Below are 21965 nucleotides of genomic sequence, written 5' to 3'. Positions count from 1 at the left end.
CGGGGCAGCGTCAACAGGGTTCCCTACTCACCTTGATACCGCGGCAGGACTCACGAAGGGCAAGGAGACGTCATGATCGGTGAGCCTGTCGGGGTTGCTGTGCGGCCTCCGGGCCGCAAGGGCTGACGATGAATCCTCTGGTCGGCTTACGGCAGTGGCAGCGCATGCGGCGGCGGGACAGGGACATGCATGAGTTCGCCGAGACACTCATCGGTCCCATCCGGGAAAGACTGGCCGCCGAAGAAGGCGACGCGTCCGGCCGGCAGAACTCGGCCGATCCCGAGGCCCTGTTCGATGCGTTGGTGGAGTCCGCGCGCCGGTGGCGCGGCGATCGCCCGCTCGAGGTTCACAGGGTGCGCATTCCGCGCAAGTTCCTCGCCACGGGGATGTGGGTGGAGCGAACCCAGCAGGACGACGTGATCGTCGAGGCGGATGCCGAGGTCTGGCATCAGGCGCAGATCCTCGGTCACGAGCTGTGGCACATGCGGCAGAAGGACGGCTCGACGCCCGATCAGCAGACAGCGGACGCCTGTTCCGTACTCGGGCCGGGGCATCTGCACGACGCCCGGCCGACCGCTGCGCGCTCCCGCTTCGACGAGGATCCCGAGCGGGATGCCGAGCTGTTCGGCATTCTGATCGGGCAGCAGATGCGATCCCTGATGGATCGAGACGTGATCGTCGGTGACACGGCTCGTCGCATCGCCGACTCTCTCGGCTATCAGAGGCATCGCAGATGAGCGGAGCGATCAACTACATAAGTTGTGGCCTGCTCTGGACTGCGCTCCTGTTCAGGCTGCCCGATCTGAAGCGTCACTGGTCCGAGCCGTCCTTGCGGGCCATCATCGGAGTGCTGGGGTTCGCCTCGTTGTGCTTCCTCTTCGGGGCGCCTCCGACGGTTGCACTGATCAACCGGGTGACCGGCGTGCCCAATCTGGCCGCCCCTCTGACCTACGCCGCGATCACTGCTTACAGCGCAGCCTCCCTGGTCCTGATCGCCTGCTGGCGCGGCGGCCCGTCCATGCGCCGGACGACACGGAACTGGATCTACGGCTACACGGCCGTGCTGGTCGGTATCGCCGTCCTCTTCGCCGTGGGGAACCCCGCTGACGAGCGGCGAACCGACTTCGACACCTTCTATGCGACGACTCCGTGGGTCGCGGAGATGGTCGTCCTGTATCTGATCTCGCATCTGACGGCCACGACCGTCAGCGCCATCTGGTCGCTGCGCTGGGCTCGCGAAACGGAGGTCCGGCAGCGGCCCTGGCTGCGGGCCAGCCTGGTGACCATCGGCGCCGGCACAGCGCTCAGCGCCGGGTACAGCATCTCCAAGCTGGCTGCCGTGGTCGCCCGGTGGTCCGGCCGGGACTGGTCCTCGCTCGGCACCTCGGTGTCTCCGCTGTGTGCCGGTCTGGGTGCGCTGCTGACGGTCACGGGGGTTCTCCTGCCGATGGCGGGTCACCACCTGTCGGCCTGGGCCGACTTCGTCCGTCTCGCGCCCCTTGACGCCGTGCTGGACCCGGTCCTGAAGGACCGCGCCCTACGGGTCGCACGGCCCCGCTCTCCGTTTCTGTGGGGCACCTGGCGCCGCAGCACCATCCTCAACGGTCTCCGTGAGATCGAAATGCTCTTCGACCAGGGTCTCTACGACCGGGTTCACGATGCGGAGTTGAAGAGGCTGCAGCGCATGGGCGACCGGAGCAGCCACGTGGGTGCCGCTCATGAGCGCGCGGCCTCGGCCGCATGGGCCGCCACCATCGCCTCGGCGGCACGCCGAGGTACCCGGCCGAGCGCCGAGCCGTTCGGCCCATCGGTCCCCCCGTCGCTGCCGCGAGACCCCAGGATGCTGGTCCTGATCGCCGATGCCGTGAAGCGGTCGGAGCGTGAGGCACGCTCCATGGCGACCGGCCCCGCCAGGGCCGGGTCGCTGTGACGCGCGGCACCGGCTGCCCCCCACAGCCGGCGGAATGGAGTCCCCTGACATGAGCCTCGTCGTGTATACGGCGGCCTTGCTCCTGGTCATGGCCGCCATGGTGATCCGCCGATCACGCACGGCTCCTCGTACGCCGCTGACCGTGCCCACACGGGCCACCGCCTTCCTGGGCGCCGTGTGCTTCGTCTGCGCGGCGCCGGCCACGCTGGCCGCGGTCAATCGCCTCACCGGGATCCCCAACATCGGGGCCCCGCTGACGTACAGCTCCATCTCCGCGTTCAGCTGCTCCCTGATCATCCTGCTGATCCACTGGCGGGGCGGACCCGACGACCAGGTGCGCCGGATGGTCCGGATCAGCATTGCGGTGTACGGGACGCTGATCGTCGCCATCATCGTGCTGTTCTTCCTTGCGGACGCGGACACGGAGCGGCTCAGGGACCTGGACACGTACTACGCCAACACCCCGTTCATGCGAGAGATGATCGTTCTCTACCTGGTGGGGCATCTGGCCAGCACCATCGTCCTCAGCGTGGTCTGTCTGAAGTGGGCCCGCGACGAGGTCACAGGCCTGCTGCGCGTCGGGCTCCGGTTGATCCTCGCCGGTCTGCTGCTGGACGTCCTCGGGTTCGAACTGACCAAGGTCACCGCGGTCGTTGCCCGGTGGTGCGGGTACGACCTGGACGTCCTGTCGACCACGGTGGCACCGCCCGCCGCCTCCCTCGGCGCGCTCATCTACTCCGCCGGCTTCGTCCTTCCGCGCCTGGCATCGGCCGCGGCAGAGAAGCAGAGCCTGGCCGACTACCGCGCGCTGCTGCCCCTGTGGGCGGCGGTCAGGGACATCACCACCACCCCGCAGGCAGAGCCACGGTGGTGGCACTTCTGGTGGCAACTGCCCAGCAGCCGCCTGTACCTGCTCGAGGCAAAGATCCGCGACGCCCTGCTCCAGCTGACGGCCCACTTCGACCAACGCGTCGGCGAAGCCGCCTACGCGGCCGCAGTCGAGCTCGGCGAAAGCCAGGAGAAAGCCCGCACCGCCGCGGAGAAGGCGATGATCATCAATGGCATACTCCGGGCGTCGGGCCAGGTCGACAGCGCCGCCGATCCGCCCGACGAGCTCCGCATCACCGTTCAACTGGTCGAGCTGGCACACGCCGTAAGCCTGCTTCCAGACGTGACACCGGATCAGATACGGACCCACTGAAAACCCCGCACGACCGCAACAAGGAGAGCCAGTGTCGCAACGAGCCGTCGTGGTCGGAGCAGGCATAGCCGGGCTGCTCGCCGCAGCGGCGGTGTCCCGGACCGTTCCCGAGGCGGAAGTCCTCCTCCTCGACAAGGACGAGCTTCCCGACGGACCCGAGAACCGCCGAGGAGTTCCCCAGGGCCGGCATGCCCATCTGCTCCTGGCCGGAGGGTGGTCGGCCATGGAGGTTCTCTTCACGCAGAGCCTGCGTGAGCGCCTCTTCGAGGCAGGTGCGCACGAGATCTCGATGGGCAACGGGATGCTGGCCCTCACTCCGGACGCCGGCTGGTTCCGCCGGTACCGGTGGAACGGCTCTCGCATGATCACCTGTACGCGCGCCCTGCTGGACTGGGTCCTCCGTGAGGCCCTGATGGAACAGACGACCAAGGTGTCGATCCATCAGGCCGCCGTGGAGGGACTGATCGGGGACGCACAGCGGGTACGTGGTGTCCGCGTCAGCGGTTCCGACTCCGCCCTCGGCGGCGAGGTGGAGGCGGACTTCGTCATCGACACGAGCGGACGCGGTTCCCGCAACATCCAGTGGCTTGCGGAGATAGGCGTCGGCGGCGTGCAGGAAAGGAAGATCGACTCCGGCCTCACCAACGCCACCCGCATCTACCGCACTCCCCCGGGTGCCGAATCGTTCCCGCTGACCCTGGTCCAGGCGAACCCCTACAGCGGCCGGCCCGGCAGAAGTGCGATGGTCCTGCCGATCGAGGGCAACCGATGGATGGTCAGTGCGGGTGGCACCAGAGGCGGCGAGCCGCCGAGCGACCCTCAGGGCTTCCTCGAGTACGCCCTCAGCCTGCCGCACCCGATCGTCGGCCACCTTGCCTCCGGCGCCGAACCCCTCACAGATGTGGCGGTCAGCCGCAGCACCAGCAACGTCCGCCGCTACTTCGAGAGATCTCCGCTGTGGCCCGAGCGGTTCCTGGTGCTGGGCGACGCACTCGCGACGTTCAATCCGGCCTACGGACAGGGCATGTCCGTGGCCGCCCTCGGCGCACTCGACCTCTTCCGTGCCTTGCGGCAGGGCGGCATCTCCAGCCCCGGCCTGCCCCGTCGCGTTCTGCACGACGCGGCCCGTCACGTCGACTCGGCATGGTCCACCGCCGTCGCGATGGATGTCTTCTATCCGGACGTGCGAGGCGCCGAGCCGACGATCGCCGACCGTCTCAACGCCGCGTACGCACGCCGGCTGACCCGCGCCGCAACGGGCTCGTACAACGCGGCGGCAGCACTGTGGGACGTCACCAGCCTCAAGACACGTCCGTCGCGGGTGATGCGCCCGGCAGCTCTGCTGGCCACCCTGAACGGGCCTCTCCTCCCCCGGCTCAGCGAGCCTCCCCTGAACGCCTCCGAACGGCAGATCCTCGAACGCCTCAGGAAGGACGCCGAGAAACCGCACGGCGCCCGCTGACGGCCACCCAGGGGCCGACCGTTCACCGAGCGAGGGCCCGCCCCCGGCGGCGAGGCGCACACTGGAACCATGCGTATACGCACCCCTCCGGGCACCGCCCGGTGGCACCGTGCCGTACGGATCCTCGTGCGCCTGCAACGCGCCCCGGCCCCCGCCCGCCCCTCACGCCCGGCCCAGGTGCGCGCACTGGTCGCCGTACTGGACGAGGCGGTGGCCGCGCAGACCCCGGCCGACGCGGCGGTGGCGGCCTGCGGCGAACCGGGCCCCGTCTCCAGCCGGACGGCACGCTCGTGCGGACAGCAGAGCATCACCCTGCACCGCCTGCGCACCCGCCTGCAGGACCTCGAACTCACCGACCCGGACCTGCTGCAGGCCCGGGCCCGTGCCGCCCGGCTCCTCGCCTACGACCTCTGGATGCTGCGCGAGTCCCTGAACCTGGCCTTCACCCTCCGCCCGGACCCCCGCACCGAGGCCGTCCGCCTGCGCCTCAACGGCCTGGGCCGCCACGCCGACGACCTGCGCCACCTGCGCGACGGACTCCGCGCGGAGGCGGGCTGAGCCGCCACTCGACCACGACCGTGCCTTCGAAGGCGTACGTGCCTTACGTGGCCGTTCCCTTGTCGACGCCCCCGTCCGTCGGCAGCGACAACGTGGCCTCGGCCCCGCCCTCCGGATGGTTGCGGAAGTCGAGACGGGCGCCCAGCAGCCGGGCCTGGCCGGTCGCGATGGTCAGCCCCAGGCCGGTGCCGCCGGTCCGGGAGCCCTTGCTGAAGCGCTGCGGGCCGGAGGTGTTCAGGACGGCGAGCAGTTCGGGCGGATAGCCGGAACCATGGTCACGGACGCGGACGACCGCCCCGTCGACCTCGACCAGCACGGGCGGCGCACCGTGCCGGAGCGCGTTGGCGGCCAGGTTGACCAGGATGCGCTCGACGCGCCGCGGGTCCGTCGTCACGACCGTGTCCGCCAGGACGCACACCTCCACCCCCTCGAGCGGGCCGCCCGCCCGCCGGGCCATCGCGCCGACCTCACGCGGTTCCGTCTCCACCGCCGCGACCTGCGCGTCCAGCCGGGCGACCTCCAGCACGTCCTCGACCAGCCCGCGCAGCTTGTCCACGCTCTCCTTCACCAGCTCCGACGCCCGGCCGGGCGGCAGCAGCCCGACCGCGGTCGTCATCCCGGCCACCGGGGTGCGCAGTTCGTGCGCGATGTCGGCGGTCACCCGCCGCTCGGCCTCCAACCGGGCGCCCAGCGCGTCCGCCATGGTGTCGACGGAGGCCGCGAGCCGGGCGATCTCGTCCCGGCCGCCGGGACGGACCCGGGCGTCGAGGTCACCGTCGGCGATGCGCTCCGCCGTGCGCGCCGCGACCGTGGCCCGACGGCCCATCCGTACGCCCAGGAAGAGCCCCGCCAGGGACACCACGACCGTGGCCGCCGCGCCCGTGATCAGCAACGTCCGGTCGAGCGCGGCCAGCGACCGCTCCTCGGCGGCGTACGAACGCCGCACCGCGAGCACCTTCCCGCCCGAGATCCGGGTCGCCGCCCACAGCCTCCGATGCGCGCCCCCGCTCTGCAGATAGGTCACGCGGACGTTCCCGCGCACCGCCCGTGCCACCGGAGCGGGCAGATCCGGCGGATCGATCCTGCCCTGCGAGCGGCGGCCGGCCGCCAGGTCGTCGGCGGCGCCGAGCAGCTGCCGGTCCAGGTCAGAGCGGGCGGTGGCGAGCTGGTCGGCGGCGGTGCTCCGGTGCACCAGCACCCCGATCGCACCCGCCACGCACACGGCCGCGACGGCGACGGCGAGCGCGACCTTCGTCCCCACGTTCACGGCGGGCACCCTCATGCGCGCGGCCGCCGGACGCAGGCGTCCAGAAGATCGTGCATACGGTTTCCTCTCCGACCTTTCCGACGGCCGCTCTCGTGTCGTCGTCACGCGTCCGGTACGCCCAGGTTCTCCGTCGTGTCGAATCCGGTCGCCCAGCCCGGCGCGGGGGGATCGACGGGCTTGACGACCACCTGGCTGTAGTACGAGACGGAGCCGCGCCGCAGCCGGTCGCTCAGGGTGACCTCGACCCGGTAGCTGCGAGGCTCGCCACTGGAGCAGGCGCCCTGACAGGACACTTCGCCGGTGCCCCGTGCCCGCGCCGAGCCCCATCCCCGCCACGCCATCCCGTCCAGGAGGATGAGCTCGGTCAGGACGATCGTCTCGGGGCGCTGCCAGGCCCGTCCGTACGTGTCCTCCACATACACGGGCCCCGACCAGGGAACCGACGTCGCCGCGGGTCCCTCGACCCGGATACCGCCCCGCACCCCGCCGCACCCGCTCAGGCCGACGGCAAGAACGACAGCACACAGCACGGCCCGCGGAAGCCGCATTCCCGCTCCTTCAGCCGCCGGACGGGTCTCATTGCAGTGATCAGCACCCTACCGGGGAGGCCGATGCGCTCCCGTGCGACCGGTGCCGCCCTACGGCAGCGCGGTCGACGTCCTCGGGGTGCTCGCCGACGGCGCCATCGCGGGGGAATCCGCCGGTGGCGGTGGGGTCGCCTCGCCGGAGTCGGCCTGGAGGACGAGCACGACGGCTATGACGGCCGCGGTCACGGCTGTCAGCGTGGCCAGCCACCACATCCTGATCGCTCTCGCATGCGCGGCCATGGCGCCCTCCTTCGGCGCGAGCGTACGCGCGTTACCGCCGCTGCGGCTCCCTCTTCACAGCACACCGACAAGCATCACACCGCACCGCCGCCCCAACTCGGGCACCGAACTCCCGTAACCGCACGCCGACTTCGCCTCCGCCGACCGTTCTCCTCGCATTTGGTCGAAGGGAGGCAGCCGGGACGGTTCTGGAAAGGAGCGGGAATGCGGCTTCCGCGGCATGAGGCAGGGACCGCCGGTCCATGGACAAACCTTCCCCTCCCGCCCCGACGCGGGCGCTCCTACGGTCGAGGCTGCGGGCGATCACCGGCCCGCGGCCCGCACGAAGGAGAGAGACCTCCCATGAAGATGACCGGCAACACCATCCTGATCACCGGCGGCACCTCGGGCATCGGGCTCGCCGGCATGTCCACCGACTACTACGCCCGCCTGGAACAGCAGCGCGCCCCGCAACCCTCCGTACAGATCACCACCGCCCTCGCCCGGGCGCTGCGACTGACCCTGGACGAGCGCGACCACCTCTTCGTCCTCATCGGCCACAACGCCCCGGCCCGTCTCCACCGCTCCGAGCACGTCAGCCCGACGCTGATGCGGGTCCTGGACCGCCTGGACGACTCCCCGGCCCTGGTGCTGACCGACATGTCCGACACCCTCGCGATGAACCCGCTGGCCATCGCCCTGCTCGGCGACCAGACCCGCCACACCGGCCTGGCCCGCAGCGCCTACTACCGCTGGTTCATGGACCCCTCCGAGCGCCTGGTGTATCCCGAGGAAGACCACGAACGCCACGGCCGCGCCCAGGCGGCCCGTCTGCGGGTCGCGCTCACGGCCGGCAGCGACGTCCCCCGGGCCGCCCGGATCCTCGCCGAACTCCAGGAACACAGCCCCGAGTTCGTCCGCCTGTGGGAACTCCAGGAAGTCGCCCAACGCTACGACGAGAGCAAGACCATCCTCCACCCCGACCTCGGCCGCATCGACGTCGACGGTCAGGTGCTGTTCACCGAGAACCGCGCCCAGACCCTGGTGGTGCTGACCACCCGCCCCGGCACGGACAGCCACAGCAAGCTGGAACTGCTCTCGGTCATAGGGCACCAGCAACTCACCCCCTGACGACCCGCCTTGACAGGGGGGTGGACGCCTTCACACTCTGCTGCACCCCACCGCGCCGTCCAACCCTGAGCCCGGCTCGCGATGTTCCGCATCGAGAAGGATCAGCTTGTCGTGGTCGGCAGTACCCGGCTCGGCGAAGAACACCACGAACCGCTGCTTCTGGCTGTGCTCCAGCGGCATCGACTCGTAGCCGAGGTGGAGGTCGCCGACGTCGGGGTGGTGGAAGGTCTTGGGGTCCGGGGCGTGCGGTTTGACGTCGAAGCGGTTCCACAGGTCGGCGAAGTCCGGGCTCTTCGGCAGGAGTTCGTCGACCAGGTCGGCCAGATCCGGGGCGTCCGGTTCGGTGCCGGCCAGGGCGCGCAGCCGGCCGACGCAGGCGCGGGCCTGCTCGTCCCAGTCGTCGAGTACGTCGCGGGCGAGCGGGTGAAGGAAGGCGTAGCGGGCGAAGTTCCGCCGCGGCGGCGGCCAGTCGGCCAGGCCCGCGAAGAGCCGCAGCGCGCCGGGGTTGAAGGCGAGCAGGTCCAGGGTGCGGCTGACGACATAGGCCGCGTTCGGGCGCACGGACTCGAGGAGCACCATCAGCTGTGGCCTCACGGTGTGGCCGGGTGCGAGCGGCGCTTCGGGGGCGTAGGCGGCACGGGAAGCGAGCTCGCGCAGGTGCCGGTGCTCGTACGCGTCGAGGAGCAGGGCGCGGGCGAGGGCGTCGACGACCGTGGGACCGGGATGGGTTTCCCTGCCGCGCTCCAGACGTACGTAGTAGTCGATGCTGATCCCGGCGAGCGTGGCGAGCTCCTCCCGGCGCAGACCCGGAGTGCGGCGCGGGCCGGGGGATGCGGTCAGCCCGGCCTGCTCGGGGGTGACCTGCGCGCGGCGGGCTCGTAGATAGGTGCCGAGGTCACTCGTGGCACCCGTCGTGTGGCCCTTCGCCTTCTCCGCTGGGCGCTCCATGCGTATATTTTGCCCGTCTTTTTGGGGGTGTGTATCTGTTGGTCTGCACCCCGGCTTGGCCTGCGGGGTCCCGGTCCCGGTCCCGGTTCCGGCTCAGGGCGATGCGTGCGGCTGGGCCGCGTCGCTCCTGGCCGGCCGCCTGCCGGGTCCGAGGTCGGGAGCGGTCATGTCCAGCAGGAGCAGGGCGTCGTGGTCGGGGGTGCCTGGTTCGGCGGCGTAGGCGACGAGGCGCTGGCCCGGTGTGCCGTCCAGCTCCATGGACTGGGCGGCCAGGGTGACCGTGCCGACCTGTGGATGGTGGAACGTCTTGTGGGTGGCCTTGCGGCCGGTGACGTCGTAACGCTCCCACAGCCTGGCGAAGTCAGGGCTCTTGAGTACGAGTTCGCCGACGAGGGTGGTCAGGTCGGGGGCGTCGGGGGCAGTGCCGGCCAGGGCGCGCAGCCGGGCGATGCAGGCGCGTATCTGGATGTCCCAGTCGGGGAACAGCTCGCGGGCCGCGGGGTGCAGGAAGAAGTAGCGGGCGAGGTTGCGCCGACTGGTGGGCCAGTCGTCCAGGCCCGTGTACAGGGCGAGGCCGCCGGGGTTGAAGGCGAGCAGGTCCATGCTGCGGCTGACGATGTACGCCGGGTTCGGGCGCATCGCCTCGAGCAGCATCTGCAGGTGCGGGCGCACGGTCCGGCTCGGGGCGGGCGGCGGCTCGGGGGTGTACCTCGCGGCGCGGGCGGCCAGCTCGCGCAGGTACTGGTGCTCGGCGTCGTCCAGTTGCAGGGCGCGAGCGAGGGCGTCGACGACGGAGGGGCTGGGCCGGGTCTCCTTGCCGCGTTCCAGGCGTACGTAGTAGTCGATGCTGATCCCGGTGAGGGTGGCCAGCTCCTCGCGGCGCAGGCCGGGGGTGCGGCGCAGGCCGGCTCCGACGGTGAGGCCGACCTGTTCGGGTGCGGTCTGCGTGCGGCGGGCACGCAGGAACCGGCCCAGCTCGGCGCCGCCGCTGCTCTGCTCAGATGCCATGTCCTTCAGTGTCACACCGCTCTGACCTGCACGGCAGGGGCGTGAGGGGCCCTGTCACTCCCCCGCTCGCCACACCCTGGCACGGCTCGGCCTGCCACCCGTGGCGAAAGAACGCGAAGGTGAATCCTGGCGGGCCGCGAAGGCGAATCCCGGTGGGCTTCGCACGGTCCGCGTACGGGCCTCCCGCCCGTGTCCGAGCGTCGGCCGGCATCCGGCCCGTGCTCCACACCTGCATCCCGGCGCGCCACTCAAGGACTCGCCGATCAATGCCTGAAAGCGCCCTTGACCTTGTCTCCGGCCTGCTTCAGGCTCCCGGAGACCCGGTCGGTCCTGCCTTCGCGCTGCAGCCGCCGATTGCGGGTGGTCCGGCCGATGCGTTCGGTGATCCGGCCCTTGAATTCCTGTGTTTTGTGCTTGATCGTCTGTCCGACGCTCATGACGGTCCTCTGCTTGTCGACTGGAAGGGCTCCCGCGTGATCGCCGTACAGGCCGTCGTTCCCGCGGGGTGAGTTCGGGCGTGGAGCGGATTACCTGCGACCACGGCTGTGGCGGCGGCGGCCTCCGCCGCGCCCGCGCTTGGCGAAGCCGACGATCCAGACGACCAGCAGGACGGCCGCGACCCACCACAGGATCTGCGTCGTGAAGCCGAAACCGAAGACCACCAGGATCAGCAGAAGGAGAAGAATCCAGATCATTGCCGGGCCTCCAGACCGCGGGGATTTCCTGGTTCCGCGGGGTCCGGGCGAAGCGGGAAGGTGGAATGCTGCGCCCGAATGATCCGGAGTGGCATGGCCCTACGCCGTGTTGTCAGTCAACGCCCGGCATCCTCCCGTGTCAACGCAGCGTCGGCACCGGGCGGTTCCGGGAGCTGCGCCGGGACCGCCGGGGTGAACGGAGCCTCGGCGAGGGCTTCGACCGGTGGCGGTGTCGGCAGGATGCGGTCCTCCCACCAGGACAGGGCCAGCACGGTGGCGAGCAGGACGAAGGGCGTCGAAGCGGGAATGATCAGCGCGTACATGTGTACCGCCTGGTGTGGGACGTGTGCGACGCGGCGGGCAGCAGATCGGTGCCCGCTCGGGGCGCATCGGGTGCACCGGTAGCGTGATTGCGGGGCGTGCGGGAACGGCCTCGCTCGTGACGCGGCGGGTTCCGACACCGATGCGCGGGGTGCGCCCCCTGGGGAGCGCGCGGGCGGTGCGACGCTGCCGGGGGCAGGGGCGGCATGGCGCACGCTAGCCCTCGCAGCAGTCCCCCGACAGGTGTCAAGCAGCCATCCATGCCCGGCAGGAGGCGCTGACCTCGCGCCGTATCCGCAACCGTTGGACAGGACTACGCTGCGGGGTGAGGCCCCAGTCCCCGGTATCGAAGCCGTGTCCCGCTCCCGGGGAGGCCCACCGTGTTCGTCCTGCTCCTCATCCTCATCGCGGTCCTGTTCGGCTTCGGCTTCCTCCAGCCCGTCTGGTGGGTGGCCGCGGCGGTGCTGGTCTACGGCGCCACCCGCTACGGCCGTGATCGTGGCGGAGGCCGGAGCCGCAGCGGCACGTCCGACCTCGGGGACTACCGGGACTACCGCGAGCGCCGGGACCGCCGCGAACGCTGGGACCGCCGCTACAGCCGCCAGAACCGGGCGCGCTGGCGGCGCGAGGACCGCCGGGACCACGAACACCACAGGTGACCGGTGAGGTGGACCGGCAGCCACGGCTTCCAGGACGGCTCACGCCGGGCCGGACACGTCGCGGTCGCCAAGAGTTGCATGCCATGCAACGCACGACCGTGATCCGACAGGAGTGATGGGAAGCGCGGGCCGAGGCCACGTGAGGGAACCCATCCGCGGAGAGGACGTCGTCGCACTGCGCGCCGAGAACGATCAGCTGCGGCGGGTGCCGGCCGGGCGCGCGGTCATCGACCAGGCCCGCGGCATGCTGATGGTCCTGACGCTCTGGCGCCGCGGGCTGTCTTGCCGCGCCCGAGCGCCCGCTTGAGAGCGGGCGGGGATCAGCCGTGGGCGTGTGACGCGTCGGAGTCGGAGTCCGCGTGTGTCGGCCAGTTGTCCCGCCGGTCCCGCGCCACTGCCGCGCGACTGCCGATCCGGTCACCGTCGAAGCCGACCCGTTCGCCGCTCTGAGGGAAGGCGGTCGCGGTGGGCAGGGCAGGGGTGGCCGGTTCGGAGAGCGCGGGGCGCGGGACACTCCGGCGCGCGAACTCGCCGTCGGTCTCCCTGCTCTGGTGCTCGAAGAAGCGGAGCATCTCCACCGGGAACGGCATGACCAGCGTGCTGTTCTTCTCCGCGGAGACGTCCACCACGGTCTGCAGCAGGCGCAGTTGGAGCGCGCCCGGAGTGTTGGCCATGGTCGCCGCGGCGTCGGTCAGCCGCTGGGACGCTTGGAACTCTCCGTCGGCGGCGATGACCCGGGCACGGCGCTCACGTTCGGCCTCGGCCTGCTTGGACATGGAGCGCATCATCGACTCCGGAAGGGCGATGTCCTTGATCTCCACCCGCTCGATGCGAAGTCCCCAGGGTTCCTCGGTGGGGGCGTCCATCACCTTCTTGAGCTCCGCGTTGATGTGGTCGCGGTCCGACAGGAGCGTGTCCAGATCCGCCCTGCCGATGACCGCGCGCAGCGAGGTCTGGGCGATCTGGGAGACGGCACCACGGTAGTCCCGCACGTTCACCAGGGCTTTGACCGGGTCGATGACCCGGAAGTAGACGACCGCGTCGACGGTGAGCGTCACGTTGTCGGCGGTGATGGACCCCTGCGGCGGGATGCCGAGCACCTCGGTCTGCACCGACACCTTCCGCATCCGGTCCCCGATCGGCCGGATGACGCGCAGGCCCGGCCCACGGATGTCCGGCAGCAGCCGCCCGAAGCGGAACACCACGCCCTTCTCGTACTGCTGGACGTTGCGCAGGCTCAGCGCGAGCAGGACCAGCCCGGCCACGGCGAACACCACCAGCACGGTGATCAGAACACCCATGGTTCTCACGTTCCTTACGTCGATTGCGTCCCCGGGACCCGAGCGGTCCCGAAGGCAGGCGGCACGGAGGGACCCCGGCCTGTCGTCCGTGGTGCGGCCGGGGTCCCGGGCTGCTGTCGAGGCTCTGCGGTATCGGCCCGGCTCAGCCGGGCGAACTCTGCGGCATGTCGCTCCGGTCGGCCCGGGTGATGCCGGTGGCGGCCAGGATCCCCTCGGCCGAGACGGCGTTGTCGTCCTGTACGGCCATGACCATCGCGGCGTGCGCTGGGCCGATACCGGTCCCCGGAGGGATCACGAGGAACAGGAAGTGGTCCTGGTCGCCACGGGTGACGATCATGGTGTTGTCGCCCACGGCGGACCAGTCGATGCGGACCATGCGCCCGTCGACGAACAGATGACCCGGGGCACCGTCCCAGTCGCCCGCGTCGAGGCCCACGCGGGCAATGGGGCCCAGACGAGCCGTCAGCACGGTGAGGAGACCCGACAGTTGGCTCTTGAGATCGCGTGACCGCGGCCACCACGCTCCGTCGAACGTCCCCGTGCGCCTGGCTGTCGTCTCCATCCGCAGGACCGCGGTGCCGGGAAACACCGGCTCACTGCCGGTGTCCGCCAGAAGCCTGACGGGGTGCATGGCGGGGAGCACGGCGACTCACTTCCCCGCCGTCCGGGTCCGACGCCGTGCCCGCAGCCGCCCCCGTCGCCGGACAGCCGATCGGGAGCGGCCGTAGTGGAAAGCCTCGATGCGCTCGTCGTGCTGGTTGTTGAGCAGATGGATCAGGAGCACACCCACAGCGACCATCGCCGAGAGCACGACCGCGGTCACGAAGGTCTCCATGACCCTCACATCCCCTTTGCCGGATGCGGTGTCCGCTGAGCGCCTGCCGGGATGCCGAGTACCGGAGCGGTGACTGCCGGAATCCGTGGACGTGAGGTCGGACCGCTGGCCTCATGGCCTCCTTCGGCGTCCCAGACGGCCCCCACCGCCCGGTCGATCCCCGACACGGTGCGCAGGAGCGCCGCCTCCTCCATCAGCCGGCCCGTGCTCGACATGCGCAGCGGGTAGCTCACGGCGGCCATCAACCAGGCGGCCGAGACGGGAACCGTCTGCGGATCGAACACGGCAGTCGGCGAGGGAAGTTCAGCCCCCGGATAACAGGAGCGGGGCCGCCAGGGGCCATCCAGCAGAGCCGAAGCCGAACCGGTGAGAGCCGACGACATGCGGGGAGAGGGAGAGGAAGGCCGGTCTTCGAGCCTCGGCGTGTACGAAACGGTCGCGGTCATGATGCGAACCCTGCTCCGGGCCGGTCGAACCGGCCCGGTGTGATCAATCGCCGAAAACGACACAAGCATGGCGGCCGGTGCACGAAATACCCTCGGTAACACCAGGGTACTCCTCCGGACCGTTCCAGGACGCGATCCGTGCAAATGTGGCAAGTGGACAGTCCGCGACCGAACACCCTGATACCGATCGGCCGCCGAGGTCGGCCGTCCATTGCAGCAAGAACTGCCGCCGCACCGGCGGTCGTGGTGTGGTCGCTCAGCGGCGAAGGTCGCCGCCTGGCCGGAAACTGCACTGCGGCTGTGACAACGACTCCGGCGCAACCACGCCGGAGTCGCCCTTCCGGGCGGCTGCACGTGAGCGTGAGCCAACCCACGTTCCAGGCTACTGCGGCTCGCCCCTCTCCGCCTCTGTGCCCGCGCCCGTCATCCGGCCCGAACCTCGCGGCGCCAGGACGCATCCGGCACCGAGTGACGCAGGACGCGGCCCCACATGGACGCGTACTGGCGCCACAGCGGCCCGCTCACGTACGTGATCCCGTGCCGGGCGCAGATCTCACGCACCCGTTGCGCGAGTTCGGCGTAGCGGTTGCTGGGCAGGTCGGGGAAGACGTGGTGCTCGATCTGGTGGCTCAGGTTGCCGGTGAGCACATGGAGGAGGGGTCCGCCCTCGATGTTCGCCGAGCCCTGGATCTGGCGCAGATACCACTGACCGCGCGTCTCGCCCTCCAGCTGTTCCTCCTCGTACGAGAAGGTCTGGACGTCGCCGGGGAAGTGGCCGCAGAAGATCACGGTGTGCGCCCAGATGTTGCGAAGCCCGTTCGCCATGACGTTGCCGACCAGGCAGGGCAGCGCGGACGGGCCGGCGAGCAGGGGGAAGAGGACGTAGTCCTTGGCCGCCTGGCGCACGGCCTTGCGGACCAGGCCGGCCAGGTCGCCGAGGAGGGCCCGCACGCTCTTGCGGCCGGACGGGACGGCGTCCGCCTCCAGGTCGTAGAGGGCGATGCCCCACTCGAAGACGGGCGCGAGCAGTGCGGTGTACAGCGGCTGGAGGAGGTGGACGGGATGCCAGGGCTGGTCCGGGCTCATGCGCAGGATCGTGTAGCCGAGGTCCCGGTCGAGGCCGACGATGTTGGTGTACGTGTGGTGCAAGTGGTTGTGGGTGTGCTTCCAGGCGTCGGCGGGGGTGAGGAAGTCCCACTCCCAGGTGGTGGAGTGGATCGCCGGGTCGCCCATCCAGTCCCACTGGCCGTGCAGGATGTTGTGGCCCAGTTCCATGTTCTCCAGGATCTTGGCGGTGGTCAGCATCGCGGTTCCCGCGAGCCAGGCGGGCGGAAAGAGGGATACGGCGAGGGCGGCGCGGCCGCCGGCCTCCAGGGCGCGCTGGGCGGCGATCACCTGATGGATGTAGCGGGCGTCCTCGGCGCCACGGGCCGCGACGATCTCGGCGCGGATCCGGTCGAGCTCCTCGCCGAGCAGCTCCGTGTGATCCTCGAGTTGGTCTTCGCGCGGCTCAAAGGGTGTGACAGGTACGGCAGTTGTGGACATCGCAGGCTCCTTGAGGGGCCTAGAGAGCGAGGGCGAGCGGACCTGCCGCTCCGTTGCCGCAGGTCTGGATCAACTCGCGCGGTTCACCGTGCAGTTCACCGGTCCGCAGCTCGCGGAAGCGGGCGTGGAGCAGCGGGACGAGGGCGAGGTGATCGAGTACGTACGCCAGTGCCGTACGCCGTCGATCTCCACCTCCACCGGCAGGTACTGTCCGGGCCGGTGCGCCGCACGGTGAGCGGCGAGACCGACGAGAGCGGTGAAGAAGACGGCCGTCGTACCGGAGGCGGCCGACGGCATCGTCGGGATCGACCCTCGCGGAACCGGCATGGAAGAACCCTTCTCTCACCACAGGGCACGCGGGGGCAGGGCGCATCGGACACGTCGGCTCGTCGAGCGCATCCCCGCATCATGTACGCGGGATCGCCTCGGTCACGTACCTCGGCCCCCGGGTGGCGGGCCGCAGCCGACGTCCACGCCAGCGAACCACAACGACACGGCCCGTGGCGGACGCGGAACCAGATCCCGCCACCCCACCCGCCCCTCCTCCCACTCCCGCGAGTCGACAGGAACGATCCCGCCCGGCGCACGCGGCAGGACCTCGGAAGCAAGCCGTACGCCTTCCGCGCGCGTCCTTCGCACCATGGCCGAATCCCGTTCGAGCGCACGCCGTGTCGCGGAGAACGCACCGCTGTTCCGTCAGGGTGCTCGTGAGGACAGGCTGGTGTGCGCGGTGCCCGAGGCTCCGGAGGGTGCCGTGGCGGATGTTGTCGACGCACCGCGGCGATCCGCCGCGCTCTATTCGGGCCGTTGGGTCCGGTCGTTGTGAGCGAGGCCGTCCGGATGGTCCTCCGTGCGCTCGCCGAGAGGAAATACCAGCACCCACAGGGCCGTTGGACCGGGCAGGCGGTGGATCTGGCCAGCCTCCTGCCAGCCCCGGTCCTTGAGGGCGGCACGGACCGAACGGGCGGACTGATTCACCAAGGTGACACCGAGCGAGGACTGGTGGTCGGCGAGCAGACGCTCCTGGAGCCGGCGGGCGAGCCCGAGGGCGTGCTGGTGCGGATGGACGACGGTTTCGAGAATCGCGAAGACGTGCCCGGATGCGGTCAGTTGCTCCAGGTTCTGCGGCAACGGCCCGTCGAACCCCTCCCACCAGGAGCCGTCGCGCGGCACGGGGAACCCCGAGACACAGCCGGTCAAACCCTCTGCCTCGGCGACCAGCATGTCGAATCCCGGCAGTTGTACGTCGTGCTCCAGCCGGCGCAGGAACTCCTGCCGGCCGCGGAACTCCTCGCCGGGCGGGGTGACGGACGACTCCACGTACAGATCCGCCAGGTCCTCCCGCAGGCCCTCGGCCTGCCAGCGGTTCAGCCGGCGCAGCCGCACCGTGTCCAGTACGGGACGCTCTGAGCTTTCGGGTTCGTGCGGGTGCCGCGGGCTGCTCATGGGGCGCCTCGGTTCAGAAGACCGGGAGATGTACGGGAGTGCCGTCGTGGCCGACGGGCGGTGCGGCGCCAGGGTCCGGGACGTCTGTACGCCAGCATAGCCCCGGATCGGCGCCTCGCCGGGGGCCGTTGTCTCCCGCCTCCGTCCTCCCGCCTCCGTCCTCCCGGCATTTTCCGGACGGGGTGTTCCCACCAAGTCCCGCCGCTGCGGAGGGCAGTGCGGCGCGGAGTGGGTCAGGATCCCAGACCGGGGAGGGGTTCGGAGTCGTCGATGAAGGCGCGGGCCAGGTCGGACAGGCGGCGGTTGTGCGCGCGGGCGTAACCACGCAGCGCGGTGAACGCCTGCTCCATGTCGACGCCCTGGCGTTCGGCCAGTTTGCCCTTGGCCTGTTCGATCAGTACGCGGCTGTTCAGCGCGGTCTGCAACTGCTCGTTGAGGACACTGCTGCGCTGGGCGGAGCGTTGTTGCAGGAGGCTGATGGTGGCGACGTCGGCCAGGGCCTGGGCGACGAGCGTGCCCGCCGGGTCGAAGGGGCCCGGGGCGGCGCGGAAGAGGTTCAGAGCGCCGACGACCTCGTCCCGCAGGCGCATGGGCAGCGCCTGGACCGCCCCGAAGCCGCCGCGGTGGGCCGCCGTGACGAAGCGCGGCCAACGGTCTACCTCCCGGGTCAGGTCGGGGACGATCACGGGGGTGCCGGTGCGGAAGCACTCCAGGCAGGGGCCCTCGTCGTTCTGGAGCTGGAAGAGCTCCAACAGGCGCACCTGTTCGTCGGAGGCGGCCATCACGCGCAGTTCACCGTCGCGGTCCGCGAGCAGCACACCGACGGCGCCCGCGCCGAGCAGCCCTGCACAGCGGTCGGTGAGCAGGCGCAGGAAATCGATCAGATCGAAGTCGGCGACCAGGTTGTCCGCCAGCTCGACGAAGGTCTTGGCCAGGAGCTGCTGATTCATCGTGTCACCCTCGATGGAGACTGTGCCCGCCGTGAAGGGGCGGGAAGTGCGGCGCGTTCGTCGGACGGCACTGGTGCATCAGGTCTCCTCGTCGGTCCGTCCGGGTTCCGTGTCAGGGGAGAAGCGGAGCCGACGGGCCACCACGTCGGCGGCCACGTCGGCGAGCCGGTGTCCCTGAATGAAGGCGTAGGCACGCAGCCGGACGAAGGCCTCGTCGATGCCGACGCCGAGCTGGACGGTGAGCATGCCGGTCGCCTGGTCGATCTCCGCCCGGTATGCGCCCAGGTCCTCGAAGCCACGGTCCGGCGACGGTCCGCCGGCCGGCCCGCCCGTCTCGTCGATCCGCGCATCGAGCAGGAGCAGCGTCGCGAGATCGGCGAAGGCCAGCGCGTCGGCCAGTTCCTCGGCGTCCAGCACGGTCGGCACGTCGGCGTACAGGTCCAGGACTCCCGGGCTGATCGCTCCCATCTGCAGGGGAAGCGCGAACACGGCGCGTGCCCCTGCCTCCAGGGCCGCATCCGCGAACACGACCCAGCGGTCCTGCAGTGCGCCGGTCAGCAGATCGGGCGTGAGGACGGCCGAGCCATGGGTGAAGGCGTCCACGCAGGGCCCCTCGCCCAGTGTGAGCTGCAACTCCTCCAGTTGTTCGCTGACGTCGTCGGTGCTGCACAACGGATGGCTCGCCGTGGTCCGGGACATCGCCGACAGTCCCGCCCCACCGACCGGGAGCGCGGCCACGGCCGCGGTGCACACGTCCACCACACCGACCCGGGCACCACGTCGCGCCGCCTGCGCGGCGACCAGTGCCTGAACCTGCGCCGAGCGGCTGTCGGACCTCATCCGGGCCACCGCGTCCAGGCATCGTGCGCAAGTCCTTCCAGCCGCGCCGCGGTTCGCTCCCCGGCCGGAAGGACCAGCGCCCGGAGCAGCGTGGCGCTGATCGGCCTCCAGATCTCTCCCGCGTCCAGCCATCCCCAGGAGCGGCGCGCAGCGAGGGCCGGGTGATCGGCCTGGTCCACCAGGGTGGCGCCCCGCGCCGCGTGGTGGTCGGTCAGCAGCCGCTGCTGCAACCGGCGAGCCACGTCCTGGTCCTGCGGGTGCGGGCGGACCAGGATGTCGGTGATCGCGAAGACTCCGCCCGACTCGGTGAGTTGCTCGATGCTGCGCGGCAGCGCCCCGTCGAACCCGAGCCACCACAAGCCGCCGCTGCGCACCGGGAACCCGAAGGCGCATCCCACCAGGCCGTCCGTCTCCGCGATCACCATGGCGAACCCCGGCCGACGGATCTCGGCGGTGAGACGGTTCAGAAAGTCCTGACGGCCGGGAGGGCGATACGCCTCACGGGGCGACCTCTCGCGGGAGCCCACGTACAGATCCGCGAGCTCCCCGCTCACGGCCTGCGCCTGCCGGCGGTTCAGCCGACGCAACAGGACCGCATCCATGGTGGCCGGCTCGCTGCCATGGGGTTCTCGTTGCCTCCCCGGCTCCGACCGTGCTGTCACCGCGCATCACCCGAGAGGACAGAGCCCAGCGGAACGGGCCAGTGCGGCGGGGCTGCGGTGGTCGGGGCCGGGACATCCCCGAGAGGAGGTGCCGGCTGCCCAGGCGGAGGGCCGAGGAGCAGAAACCCGGAGCCGGTGAGGTCGAGAATCAGGCCCAGTATCGGTGGCGGGTGGTGCAGTCGCAGGGTCCCGCCGGCCTCGGCGGTCTTCTGCGCGGCGTCCAGGAAGGCGTTGAGGCCACTGCAGTCGCAGAAGGGGACGGAGGTGAGGTCGACATCGACGGTGCGGATGCCGTCGCGCAGGCACAGCGCCAGTGCCGTGTGCACCAGCGGGGCCGAATCCAGGTCTATCTCACCGGCCAGGGTGATCAGCGCCCGGTTCCGTCGATCACGGCGGTGGATGATGAGCTGTGGAAGGGGCATGACGCCTCGGTTCAAAAGACCATCCGGCAGCGCACGCGGTGACGCCGGCATTCCCGGCCCTCCCGGCGCGCTCCTGGCAGGGGCGTACGTTCGACGGAGGCGGAGCATCGGCCGGCCCGGCAGCCTGTACGACAGGACAGCGGACCCACCCAGTTTCCCTCCAGGGATGCGCCGGGTGACGGACGAAAGATCCGCTCCCCGCAGCCATCTGTATCGAGCAACCACAAGCCGCCGGGGTCTGGGACGTCCGTACACCACCATAGCCCTCAACATGGTCCGGCGGACGGCCGGAAAGCCGCCCGTGGCTCCCACCTGGGCGACGCCTCGACACTCCGCTGCGTGAGGGTTGAAGTTGATCTCCCCACCGGGGCCCCGGCTGCGTGCCCGCCGGGACGGTGTGTCAGACCATGGCGAGCCGGTCCACCAGCAGTTCCACCCTCCGCTCGGTGTCCTGCGGCGGCAGCCGTCCCGCCCGGGTCAGGGTGGCCAGCCCGTGCAGGGCCGCCCAGAACGTCTCGGTGAACAGTCCCGGGTGAACGCCGTCGCCGGCGACCTCGGCGAGAGTCTCCAGCAGGGCGGCGAAGGCGTCCTTGAGTGGCTCGGGGGTGTCCTCCTGCGCGTACGCCAGGCCGCCGTCGAGCTGGAACAGGGCGTCGTAGACCGCCGGGTTGCGCTCGGCGAAGTCGAGGTAGCCGCGGGCCAGGGCGGCGACCCGGGCGCGGGGGCCGTCCGCGGCGGAGGTCGCGGCCCGCAACGCGACGGCCATCTCGGTGGCGCCCTGGAGGGCGACGGCGCCGATGATCTCGCGCTTGCCGCGGAAGTGGCTGTAGAGGACGGGCTGGCTGTACTCGATGCGCTCGGCGAGCCGGCGGGTGGTGACCGCGTCCCAGCCCTGCTGCTCGGCGAGTTCGCGGGCGGTGGCCACGATGAGGCGCTCGCGCTCCGCCCGTTCGCGCTGCTTGCGTTCCTGTACCGACATGATTCGATCCTAGCACCGCTAGACAATCGAGCGGCAGTAGTACTAGCGTTGCCTCATCATCTAGCAACGCTAGTTCACGGAGGGATCGTCATGCTCAACGCACTTGAGGTCGTCACCACCGTCGTCGTGGGGCTGATGGTGGGGGTGGAGTTCTCCGTCGCCTTCATCATGAACCGGATCCTGGACGCGCTTCCCGGGGACAGCGGCCAGCTCGGCCACGCCCACGGCGGCCGGATGCTCGGCGCCCTGATGCCGTTCTGGTACATAGGCTCGCTCGTCCTCAGCGCGATCTGGGCCATCGCCGGATGGCACCACCACGGCACCGGACTCGTCGTCACCGCCGCCGGCCTGCTGATCGTCAGCGTGGTCATGTCGGTGCTGCTGCTCGTCCCGATCAACAACCGAAACAGCACCTGGACTCCCGACAACCGGCCCGCCGACTGGAAGCAGCAGCTGCACCGCTGGAACCGCTACCACTACGTCCGCGTCGCCGTCATCATCGCCGCCTTCACCCTGCTGGTCGCCGCCCTCGCCTGATACCACCGCTGCCCCG

Annotated in this window: 29 protein-coding genes; 9 read left to right on the top strand and 20 right to left on the bottom strand. The window is 70.6% G+C overall.

What is annotated here, in order from left to right; all coding sequences use genetic code 11:
• Nucleotides 1-185 precede the first annotated feature (185 nt).
• The 5 genes from ACFY1L_RS12855 (at nt 186) to ACFY1L_RS12835 (ending at nt 5151) form a co-directional block, all read left to right on the top strand.
• Complete coding sequence (locus ACFY1L_RS12855; RefSeq protein ID WP_388822416.1) at nt 186-737, top strand: toxin; 552 nt, start codon at nt 186-188, stop codon at nt 735-737.
• On the top strand, nt 734-1930 hold the full coding sequence (locus ACFY1L_RS12850) for an MAB_1171c family putative transporter (protein WP_388822413.1): 1197 nt from the start codon (nt 734-736) through the stop codon (nt 1928-1930). Before ACFY1L_RS12855 ends, ACFY1L_RS12850 begins: the two co-directional genes overlap by 4 nt.
• 49 nt (nt 1931-1979) lie before the next feature.
• Nucleotides 1980-3131, top strand: a complete 1152-nt coding sequence (locus ACFY1L_RS12845; RefSeq protein WP_388822411.1) for a DUF6545 domain-containing protein — start codon at nt 1980-1982, stop codon at nt 3129-3131.
• 31 nt (nt 3132-3162) lie between these two features.
• Nucleotides 3163-4593 (top strand): NAD(P)/FAD-dependent oxidoreductase, encoded by a 1431-nt coding sequence (locus tag ACFY1L_RS12840; protein ID WP_388822409.1) that lies wholly within the window; start codon nt 3163-3165, stop codon nt 4591-4593.
• A gap of 69 nt (nt 4594-4662) precedes the next feature.
• Entirely contained in the window at nt 4663-5151 is a 489-nt protein-coding gene (locus tag ACFY1L_RS12835; protein ID WP_388822406.1) for a hypothetical protein, read from the top strand.
• 43 nt (nt 5152-5194) lie between these two features.
• On the opposite strand, the gene ACFY1L_RS12830 is transcribed toward ACFY1L_RS12835, so the two are convergent.
• From ACFY1L_RS12830 to ACFY1L_RS12820, 3 genes are all read right to left on the bottom strand, one after another.
• Nucleotides 5195-6418 carry an ATP-binding protein gene (locus tag ACFY1L_RS12830; protein WP_388822403.1) on the bottom strand — a complete coding sequence of 408 codons (1224 nt, stop codon included), beginning with the start codon at nt 6416-6418 and terminating at the stop codon, nt 5195-5197.
• 101 nt (nt 6419-6519) lie between these two features.
• On the bottom strand, nt 6520-6966 hold the full coding sequence (locus ACFY1L_RS12825) for a hypothetical protein (protein WP_388822400.1): 447 nt from the start codon (nt 6964-6966) through the stop codon (nt 6520-6522).
• A gap of 90 nt (nt 6967-7056) precedes the next feature.
• Nucleotides 7057-7245 (bottom strand): hypothetical protein, encoded by a 189-nt coding sequence (locus tag ACFY1L_RS12820; protein WP_388822397.1) that lies wholly within the window; start codon nt 7243-7245, stop codon nt 7057-7059.
• A 342-nt stretch (nt 7246-7587) separates the two neighbouring features.
• Here ACFY1L_RS12820 and ACFY1L_RS12815 point away from each other — a divergent pair, with 342 nt between their 5' ends.
• Nucleotides 7588-8355 (top strand): helix-turn-helix domain-containing protein, encoded by a 768-nt coding sequence (locus tag ACFY1L_RS12815; RefSeq protein WP_388822394.1) that lies wholly within the window; start codon nt 7588-7590, stop codon nt 8353-8355.
• Nucleotides 8356-8385: 30 nt separating this feature from the next.
• On the opposite strand, the gene ACFY1L_RS12810 is transcribed toward ACFY1L_RS12815, so the two are convergent.
• The 5 genes from ACFY1L_RS12810 to ACFY1L_RS12790 form a co-directional block, all read right to left on the bottom strand.
• Nucleotides 8386-9303 (bottom strand): helix-turn-helix transcriptional regulator, encoded by a 918-nt coding sequence (locus tag ACFY1L_RS12810; RefSeq protein WP_388822392.1) that lies wholly within the window; start codon nt 9301-9303, stop codon nt 8386-8388.
• 93 nt (nt 9304-9396) lie between these two features.
• On the bottom strand, nt 9397-10311 hold the full coding sequence (locus ACFY1L_RS12805) for a helix-turn-helix transcriptional regulator (RefSeq protein ID WP_388822389.1): 915 nt from the start codon (nt 10309-10311) through the stop codon (nt 9397-9399).
• A 263-nt stretch (nt 10312-10574) separates the two neighbouring features.
• Nucleotides 10575-10748: a CsbD family protein gene (locus ACFY1L_RS12800; RefSeq protein WP_388822386.1), complete on the bottom strand. Its 174-nt coding sequence runs from the start codon at nt 10746-10748 to the stop codon at nt 10575-10577.
• A 90-nt stretch (nt 10749-10838) separates the two neighbouring features.
• Entirely contained in the window at nt 10839-11006 is a 168-nt protein-coding gene (locus tag ACFY1L_RS12795) for a hydrophobic protein (RefSeq protein ID WP_388822383.1), read from the bottom strand.
• A gap of 116 nt (nt 11007-11122) precedes the next feature.
• Nucleotides 11123-11329, bottom strand: a complete 207-nt coding sequence (locus ACFY1L_RS12790) for a hypothetical protein (protein WP_388822381.1) — start codon at nt 11327-11329, stop codon at nt 11123-11125.
• A gap of 378 nt (nt 11330-11707) precedes the next feature.
• Here ACFY1L_RS12790 and ACFY1L_RS12785 point away from each other — a divergent pair, with 378 nt between their 5' ends.
• Together ACFY1L_RS12785 and ACFY1L_RS12780 are read left to right on the top strand one after the other, a co-directional pair.
• Complete coding sequence (locus ACFY1L_RS12785) at nt 11708-11986, top strand: hypothetical protein (RefSeq protein ID WP_388822378.1); 279 nt, start codon at nt 11708-11710, stop codon at nt 11984-11986.
• A 139-nt stretch (nt 11987-12125) separates the two neighbouring features.
• Nucleotides 12126-12293: a hypothetical protein gene (locus ACFY1L_RS12780; RefSeq protein ID WP_388822376.1), complete on the top strand. Its 168-nt coding sequence runs from the start codon at nt 12126-12128 to the stop codon at nt 12291-12293.
• Nucleotides 12294-12306: 13 nt separating this feature from the next.
• On the opposite strand, the gene ACFY1L_RS12775 is transcribed toward ACFY1L_RS12780, so the two are convergent.
• The 12 genes from ACFY1L_RS12775 to ACFY1L_RS12720 all read right to left on the bottom strand — a co-directional run bounded on the left by ACFY1L_RS12775 (nt 12307) and on the right by ACFY1L_RS12720 (nt 21412).
• Nucleotides 12307-13287, bottom strand: a complete 981-nt coding sequence (locus ACFY1L_RS12775; protein WP_388822374.1) for a slipin family protein — start codon at nt 13285-13287, stop codon at nt 12307-12309.
• Nucleotides 13288-13429: 142 nt separating this feature from the next.
• Nucleotides 13430-13918 (bottom strand): DUF5994 family protein, encoded by a 489-nt coding sequence (locus ACFY1L_RS12770; RefSeq protein WP_388822371.1) that lies wholly within the window; start codon nt 13916-13918, stop codon nt 13430-13432.
• A gap of 18 nt (nt 13919-13936) precedes the next feature.
• Complete coding sequence (locus ACFY1L_RS12765; RefSeq protein WP_388822368.1) at nt 13937-14122, bottom strand: hypothetical protein; 186 nt, start codon at nt 14120-14122, stop codon at nt 13937-13939.
• 5 nt (nt 14123-14127) lie between these two features.
• Nucleotides 14128-14406 (bottom strand): hypothetical protein, encoded by a 279-nt coding sequence (locus ACFY1L_RS12760; protein ID WP_388822366.1) that lies wholly within the window; start codon nt 14404-14406, stop codon nt 14128-14130.
• 585 nt (nt 14407-14991) lie between these two features.
• Nucleotides 14992-16113, bottom strand: a complete 1122-nt coding sequence (locus tag ACFY1L_RS12755; protein ID WP_388822363.1) for a fatty acid desaturase family protein — start codon at nt 16111-16113, stop codon at nt 14992-14994.
• A gap of 69 nt (nt 16114-16182) precedes the next feature.
• On the bottom strand, nt 16183-16440 hold the full coding sequence (locus tag ACFY1L_RS12750; protein ID WP_388822360.1) for a hypothetical protein: 258 nt from the start codon (nt 16438-16440) through the stop codon (nt 16183-16185).
• Nucleotides 16441-16908: 468 nt separating this feature from the next.
• Nucleotides 16909-17559: a hypothetical protein gene (locus ACFY1L_RS12745; RefSeq protein WP_388822358.1), complete on the bottom strand. Its 651-nt coding sequence runs from the start codon at nt 17557-17559 to the stop codon at nt 16909-16911.
• Between the two features lie 233 nt (nt 17560-17792).
• A complete protein-coding gene (locus tag ACFY1L_RS12740; protein WP_388822355.1) occupies nt 17793-18509 on the bottom strand; it encodes an ANTAR domain-containing protein in 717 nt (238 codons plus the stop codon).
• Nucleotides 18510-18587: 78 nt separating this feature from the next.
• Nucleotides 18588-19349: an ANTAR domain-containing protein gene (locus ACFY1L_RS12735; protein ID WP_388822353.1), complete on the bottom strand. Its 762-nt coding sequence runs from the start codon at nt 19347-19349 to the stop codon at nt 18588-18590.
• Nucleotides 19346-19951, bottom strand: a complete 606-nt coding sequence (locus ACFY1L_RS12730; RefSeq protein ID WP_388822350.1) for a hypothetical protein — start codon at nt 19949-19951, stop codon at nt 19346-19348. The genes ACFY1L_RS12735 and ACFY1L_RS12730 overlap by 4 nt, the downstream gene beginning before the upstream one ends.
• 56 nt (nt 19952-20007) lie before the next feature.
• Nucleotides 20008-20433 carry an STAS domain-containing protein gene (locus ACFY1L_RS12725; RefSeq protein WP_388822347.1) on the bottom strand — a complete coding sequence of 142 codons (426 nt, stop codon included), beginning with the start codon at nt 20431-20433 and terminating at the stop codon, nt 20008-20010.
• A gap of 400 nt (nt 20434-20833) precedes the next feature.
• Nucleotides 20834-21412 carry a TetR/AcrR family transcriptional regulator gene (locus ACFY1L_RS12720; RefSeq protein ID WP_388822344.1) on the bottom strand — a complete coding sequence of 193 codons (579 nt, stop codon included), beginning with the start codon at nt 21410-21412 and terminating at the stop codon, nt 20834-20836.
• A 90-nt stretch (nt 21413-21502) separates the two neighbouring features.
• On the opposite strand from ACFY1L_RS12720, the gene ACFY1L_RS12715 reads away from it, so the two are divergent.
• A complete protein-coding gene (locus ACFY1L_RS12715; RefSeq protein ID WP_388822342.1) occupies nt 21503-21949 on the top strand; it encodes an anthrone oxygenase family protein in 447 nt (148 codons plus the stop codon).
• Nucleotides 21950-21965: the final 16 nt, after the last annotated feature.

The organism is Streptomyces sp. NPDC001663, from assembly GCF_042893105.1.
GTDB lineage: Bacteria > Actinomycetota > Actinomycetes > Streptomycetales > Streptomycetaceae > Streptomyces.
The sequence above is the reverse complement of the archived record's forward strand: the minus strand, read 5'-3'. Positions and strand labels throughout refer to the sequence as shown.

Coding starts and splice junctions, on each gene's coding strand:
- ACFY1L_RS12855 (WP_388822416.1), top strand. CDS start 186: ATGCATGAGTTCGCCGAGACACTCATCGGTCCCATCCGGGAAAGACTG.
- ACFY1L_RS12850 (WP_388822413.1), top strand. CDS start 734: ATGAGCGGAGCGATCAACTACATAAGTTGTGGCCTGCTCTGGACTGCG.
- ACFY1L_RS12845 (WP_388822411.1), top strand. CDS start 1,980: ATGAGCCTCGTCGTGTATACGGCGGCCTTGCTCCTGGTCATGGCCGCC.
- ACFY1L_RS12835 (WP_388822406.1), top strand. CDS start 4,663: ATGCGTATACGCACCCCTCCGGGCACCGCCCGGTGGCACCGTGCCGTA.
- ACFY1L_RS12825 (WP_388822400.1), bottom strand. CDS start 6,966: ATGCGGCTTCCGCGGGCCGTGCTGTGTGCTGTCGTTCTTGCCGTCGGC.
- ACFY1L_RS12820 (WP_388822397.1), bottom strand. CDS start 7,245: ATGGCCGCGCATGCGAGAGCGATCAGGATGTGGTGGCTGGCCACGCTG.
- ACFY1L_RS12815 (WP_388822394.1), top strand. CDS start 7,588: ATGAAGATGACCGGCAACACCATCCTGATCACCGGCGGCACCTCGGGC.
- ACFY1L_RS12810 (WP_388822392.1), bottom strand. CDS start 9,303: ATGGAGCGCCCAGCGGAGAAGGCGAAGGGCCACACGACGGGTGCCACG.
- ACFY1L_RS12805 (WP_388822389.1), bottom strand. CDS start 10,311: ATGGCATCTGAGCAGAGCAGCGGCGGCGCCGAGCTGGGCCGGTTCCTG.
- ACFY1L_RS12800 (WP_388822386.1), bottom strand. CDS start 10,748: ATGAGCGTCGGACAGACGATCAAGCACAAAACACAGGAATTCAAGGGC.
- ACFY1L_RS12795 (WP_388822383.1), bottom strand. CDS start 11,006: ATGATCTGGATTCTTCTCCTTCTGCTGATCCTGGTGGTCTTCGGTTTC.
- ACFY1L_RS12790 (WP_388822381.1), bottom strand. CDS start 11,329: ATGTACGCGCTGATCATTCCCGCTTCGACGCCCTTCGTCCTGCTCGCC.
- ACFY1L_RS12775 (WP_388822374.1), bottom strand. CDS start 13,287: ATGGGTGTTCTGATCACCGTGCTGGTGGTGTTCGCCGTGGCCGGGCTG.
- ACFY1L_RS12770 (WP_388822371.1), bottom strand. CDS start 13,918: ATGCACCCCGTCAGGCTTCTGGCGGACACCGGCAGTGAGCCGGTGTTT.
- ACFY1L_RS12765 (WP_388822368.1), bottom strand. CDS start 14,122: ATGGAGACCTTCGTGACCGCGGTCGTGCTCTCGGCGATGGTCGCTGTG.
- ACFY1L_RS12755 (WP_388822363.1), bottom strand. CDS start 16,113: ATGTCCACAACTGCCGTACCTGTCACACCCTTTGAGCCGCGCGAAGAC.
- ACFY1L_RS12750 (WP_388822360.1), bottom strand. CDS start 16,440: ATGCCGGTTCCGCGAGGGTCGATCCCGACGATGCCGTCGGCCGCCTCC.
- ACFY1L_RS12745 (WP_388822358.1), bottom strand. CDS start 17,559: ATGAGCAGCCCGCGGCACCCGCACGAACCCGAAAGCTCAGAGCGTCCC.
- ACFY1L_RS12740 (WP_388822355.1), bottom strand. CDS start 18,509: ATGAATCAGCAGCTCCTGGCCAAGACCTTCGTCGAGCTGGCGGACAAC.
- ACFY1L_RS12735 (WP_388822353.1), bottom strand. CDS start 19,349: ATGAGGTCCGACAGCCGCTCGGCGCAGGTTCAGGCACTGGTCGCCGCG.
- ACFY1L_RS12730 (WP_388822350.1), bottom strand. CDS start 19,951: ATGGATGCGGTCCTGTTGCGTCGGCTGAACCGCCGGCAGGCGCAGGCC.
- ACFY1L_RS12725 (WP_388822347.1), bottom strand. CDS start 20,433: ATGCCCCTTCCACAGCTCATCATCCACCGCCGTGATCGACGGAACCGG.
- ACFY1L_RS12720 (WP_388822344.1), bottom strand. CDS start 21,412: ATGTCGGTACAGGAACGCAAGCAGCGCGAACGGGCGGAGCGCGAGCGC.
- ACFY1L_RS12715 (WP_388822342.1), top strand. CDS start 21,503: ATGCTCAACGCACTTGAGGTCGTCACCACCGTCGTCGTGGGGCTGATG.